General features: G+C 59.7%; 5 protein-coding genes. 1 reads left to right on the top strand and 4 read right to left on the bottom strand.

The genetic code is table 11. The annotated features are described in order from the left end of the window. A partial coding sequence (locus tag BL254_RS24515; protein WP_217699371.1) for an integrase core domain-containing protein occupies positions 1–465 on the top strand: 465 nt, incomplete at its 5' end. Between the two features lie 216 nt (positions 466–681). Here BL254_RS24515 and BL254_RS29740 read toward each other — a convergent pair. The 4 genes from BL254_RS29740 to BL254_RS26655 all read right to left on the bottom strand — a co-directional run bounded on the left by BL254_RS29740 (position 682) and on the right by BL254_RS26655 (position 4,661). After that, positions 682–894, bottom strand: coding sequence for a hypothetical protein (locus BL254_RS29740; RefSeq protein ID WP_217699372.1), 213 nt, complete (start codon positions 892–894; stop codon positions 682–684). A gap of 885 nt (positions 895–1,779) precedes the next feature. Beyond that, positions 1,780–3,738, bottom strand: coding sequence for a DUF3732 domain-containing protein (locus tag BL254_RS24525; RefSeq protein ID WP_076845374.1), 1,959 nt, complete (start codon positions 3,736–3,738; stop codon positions 1,780–1,782). Positions 3,739–3,743: 5 nt separating this feature from the next. Continuing rightward, complete coding sequence (locus tag BL254_RS29745) at positions 3,744–4,229, bottom strand: three component ABC system middle component (protein ID WP_371391347.1); 486 nt, start codon at positions 4,227–4,229, stop codon at positions 3,744–3,746. A 36-nt stretch (positions 4,230–4,265) separates the two neighbouring features. Beyond that, a complete protein-coding gene (locus BL254_RS26655; protein WP_371391349.1) occupies positions 4,266–4,661 on the bottom strand; it encodes an ABC-three component system protein in 396 nt (131 codons plus the stop codon). Positions 4,662–4,991: the final 330 nt, after the last annotated feature.

Here is a 4,991-nt window from a genome sequence, read left to right on the forward strand (position 1 = left end):
ATCCCACCCCGAGCAGTCCACGCGGACCGCGGCGGGGCGATGGTCTCCAAACCTGTGTCCGAACTTCTCGTCGACCTGGGCGTCCACCGGTCTCATTCCCGACCGCGGACCTCGAATGACAATCCCTACTCGGAGGCGCAGTTCAAGACACTCAAGTACACGTTCGATTTTCCGGAAAGGTTCGGGTCGCTGGCGGATGCCCGGGTCTTCTGCGAGGGGTTCTTCACCGCCTACAATCACGACCACCGCCATTCCGGGATCGGGTTCCACACGCCCGCCTCGGTGCACTTCGGTACCGCCAAGCAGCTCCAKGCCCRCCGRCAGGCCACCCTCGACCGTGYCYGCGCAGYGCACCCCGAGCGGTTCGCGCGCCGGCCACGGCCACCCCGTCTACCCGAGACCGTGTGGATCAACCAGCCAGTCCCAAGCCAACCGAGTAACGACCAACTGTCTCATTTGACTTGACATCTACCGGTAGGGACCCCGAAGCTGGTCGGCGATCGACCAGATGAAACTACCGAGGGTGCTCACAGGGCTCCTTGAGGGGATCTCACGCGAAGACGGAGTGCTGGACGCCCGCGCCCGGGCCATGGGCCACCGGCGCCGCCGCGTTCGGGGCCGAAGTTCCTGGCCAGCCCGTTCCAGCAGCCGAGCAGTGTGGCGGACTCGTCGATTCTGATCTCACCAGACTCGGACATGGCCTGCTGGAAGTTCTTGGCGAGGTACCGCTGTCGACGGCGAGGACCAGCACCTTGTCATCGGCGAGCAGKCGGTGAAGCCGCTCTGGCCACGGTTCGCGGTGACCAGGTCGATCCCGACGTCGGTCACCCCGGCACGGCCAGGCCAGGCCGTCCACTGCCAGACCTCGGAGACACCCCGGGTCGGTCTCCAGATATGCCTTGATCAGCCGCTCGAACTTATCGCCGTTGTCCCGCTCGTCCAGCGACGCGGCACGAGGGTCCCCCGGCAGCTCGCGAAGCGTGATCCCCACGGGTGACAGTCTGCCGCACAGGTCTGACAATCACGCCAAGACCCTTGCGACACGGTCAGCACCGGCTGCGATGCGACAGAACATGCCCGGTGGGCTTGGTCCGCGGCTCCGTGATCGTCCACCGCAGGCTGCTCGCCCCGCGTAGTTCACTCTCGCGTGCGTGTCGCGCCGAGAAACCGGTCTGACTGACGGAGGGGCTACGCCGGCTCGGTGTCCCGAGCGGCCTCGCCAGCCTGCYCGCTCCAAACCCGATCTGGCACCCGCTTGGCTGGGCCATCCGCACCTCGGCCACTGCGGAGCCTCACGCAACCACGAGCACCAACGGTCAMCATCGGAGCCGGCCCCACCGGAAGCCCGGCATTGTGCGAACCAGCCCGCCATGCCCGCTGACCTGCATCTGTGAACTGTCGGCGATCGCACCGATCGATAGGTGTGACCTATTTGCCCAGGTMGGAGGCTAGCTACGGAGCGTGGTGGGGCGGGTGGGACTCGAACCCACGACCGACGGATTATGAGGGCTTCAGCACATGATCCACCGGCGTCCGTAGACGTCCGCTGGTGCTGGTCACTGGGTGGACCTCGTCCGCCGGGCTCTGTCCGCGTCCGGGCTCGTCCACCCACTTGGCTGCCACCGTGGCTGCCGACGGCGGTGGACCACGCCCCGTTCTGACCAACCGTACCGCACTGGAAAAAGTCGYCCGCCAAAGGCATTCGGCAGCCTACGATCGCAGAGAACGAGGGAGGCGACCCGACAGCCAAATTACCTATTTTCAAGAACCTCGGCGAAGTTATGATCCGTCGATCTCATCAATCCACTCTTGCGGAATTAGCTTCTCTCCTCCGCGCCATCTATGAACGACAGAGTCCTGAAACCATTCCTCCGGCAGGTTCGCGTGATCACACACAATCACCTGCATATTTGGTGCCAACTCGTTCACAGTATTGTACATGAGACGGTACATTCGCCTCACCGCCGCCTGGTCTGCATCGTCTTCGAGAGTGCCAGAGTTCTGCGCGACCTCGGACCGATACCATGCCTGTGACGGTTGATCAAGCATCAGTATGCGCGGAACGGGTCGTTCTCGCCTCACGAAATATCGGTGCAGAGCGAGATGGGCGACAAGATGATAGCCAACCCAATTTTCGCCGCTTCCAATACGGAACAGCGGAGCAGGGCCATCTTCGGTGTCCGCGACGACCGTAAGTCGATTCATGTCGATCCGGACGTTTCCACTACCGTGTTCAAGYTCCAGATCAGTTGCCCATCGTGTCATGTCCTGGCTAATCGCCACCAGGCGCGAAGTCAACTGTTCCCTTTCCTCATCTGGATCGAGTTCCGCCTCTAGACTGTCGACCTGTGCCCTCAGCCCGTCGCGAATACGCCTAAGGTTACTCAATTCCGACTCGGAGGAACCTTCCATAGTTGACAAAAAGCTATGGATTCGTCCTCTCATGAAATCCACACGAGATCGATCGGGTAGTGCTTGGGACACTGTCTGTGCCGACACGATCGACTCAAGGGCTCGCTCGATCGTGCGAACCTGATCGCGCATGGAAGCCAAGTCGCCATCCAGTCTCAAAAGGGCCGCACGACGAGACGGCCTCGCCGCGTCTACTCCTCTTAGATCATTATTCAGGCGCTCAAGGCTCTGCTGAAGTTGAAGGGGGATAGGGTCCGGTTCCGTTAGTGCCGAACCACAGATGGGGCAAAGCGACCCGGGACTACTCTCTTGATCCGAAGACTGGGTTGGAAAAAGATTCAAACTCGTTAGTCGTGCCACGTGACTTCTCGCCGCACCAACATAGTCTKTTTCGCTTCTATCTTGCGCCAGAAGCAGATCCCGATCAACMGACATAGCTCGCATCTGCCCGCGGAGTCGATCTCTGTCGTTCTGAAGATTGGCGAGGCGTTCGGCTATAGCGGATCCTGCAGCATCTGGTTCCTGCGTCGCCGTGACAGCTGCCTGGAGCCTTCTCACCATCTCAACTCGGCTTGGTGGCTGCTCTGGTTCAACCATACCCAGCGCATAGGCCTCCCGCCAGATTGCCCCGAGGCCTATATCGGTCGAACGCGCGGCCTCTTCGGCTTGTCGAAGCGTATTCTCCGCTCGACGAAGGTCACGACGTGCAGCCACCAGTTGTGCCCGTTTGAGCGCCTGGTCAGAAGCCACAGCGCCGACGAAGTAGGGTATCGTGTCCTTCAGGGTCTGAGAAATTCCTGGTTCGCCCTGGCGATGGAAGAGAAGATTTCGATCAGCTACCTCACCTTGCCGCTGTAGGCATAGAAGCGCCGCGTGGCCAATATTCACCTCGTATGGAGATCGGGCGGAATATGTCGCTGGCTCGAACTGGTTCTCTTCGATTCCAATTCTCCGGCCGAGTTGCTCCCGAACGCTGCGCGAGTCCGTATTTACAACCAGGCGAGAGGAGTCCAAAGGCTCCAATCCTGATCCAAACTCGAGCATTGCCTGCTGAGTCGTCGCCCGACCAGGAAGAGGCCTCGGACGAGCTACGAAGGCACGGCCACCTTCCAATTCGAACAGCACCCCATACCAGGCGACCGTTCGAGTAATCGGGCCGACAGGCATTTGCATTTCGTCGCGACCAAGGCAGTATTCAACGATATCCAGCAGAGCACTCTTGCCGGTCTTGCTGTCGCCAGTGACGATATTGAGAGCACCCGGAGAGAATCGTATAACCCGTCGACCTCCCGACGAATTATACAGTGYGATCGCAAGTATCTGCATGACAGTTAAGGYTCCACCCCTAGAACAGCGAATATAGTCACGGGACTATTAACCTTGCCGAACCATCGGCCCAAGAGATTCGCCTTACGAACCAGCTCACCGACCTCGTCCGCGACTTCAGTGCCCCTCTTCCGCCTGAGTTGATGCCCTAGCAACCGTCCGCCATCGATCTCCAATATACCGTGCACCAGTCCGAACCGAATTCCCTCTCTGACCGGTTCGACAAGACCGCGGGCACGTAGTGGGAATCCTGCGCGGATAGTCGGGTTTCGAGATACCCAGGTCGTCAGATGGGTCGCGGTACTCGCCGRCAGCGCCTCACGGCTTCCGCGATGCAGCACCAAAGGAGCTGCAACGAAGGCCATTGGCCAAGGCATCGCCTCGTTCGCCTCTCGGCGGTAACCGCTAGCAGTCGAGGCCGTGACTACCGCCAGCAATGCCGGATTTAGCATGGCCTGTACTACCTTCGGCCGATCCCCCCACGCTGCCAATGGCCACAGCCTTTCACCTTTATCTAGCCCTATCCGTTAGGATACTGGAACTTTTAGGAGCATTTCAAGACGGCTCCTGAAATCGGGATGCCAGCCAATCTTTCCGACATCAGCTAGGCCGTGGCGCATTCCTCGCACGAAGAATGGATCATCATACYGAGGGCGGACGCGAAGTTCAGTTCGATCGAGAAGTTGATGTAGCATCGACCGACCCGCAGCCCGCATGGTTTTCTCATCCGCAGCATCGCCAAGTTCGACCTTCATCCACTCGAATTGCCCCTCCCATTCGGCGATCAGGTTCGCCTCAAGGATTTCAATCTCGGCGATTCCAATTAGATCCTCAGCGACCCATCGCGTCTCGTGCACGAACGCGCGGTAATAATCAACGATCGCCAATTGCAAATTCCGGGGAGGGTATTCTACCCAGTGCATCTGTCGGACGAAGACACGGTCTTCATGTTCGCCCGAGAGACTTTCTATGTCGACCTCGGTTCGCTGAACTAAGGTAGGTAGATTCTCGGCCGTGAATTTGTCGCGAATCTCGCCGATGGCGGTTCTGGYAGCGCCTACCCCGACGCTCCTGCGTCGCCCTTGAAGGAGCGCTAGAGCCTGGTCATCCCACCATTTCCAGACCAGTGCGAGGAAGATGTCTTCATGTCCCGTCGGAAGTGACCAGTAGCAATGCCGCTAAGATAAGATCCGCCCGGTGATCATTATCGTTGGAGCGAAACGCACGCCTCCGTCGGATGACTTCTTGGTCGG

This window comes from Protofrankia sp. BMG5.30 (assembly GCF_001983005.1).
Taxonomy (GTDB): Bacteria; Actinomycetota; Actinomycetes; order Frankiales; family Frankiaceae; genus Protofrankia; species Protofrankia coriariae.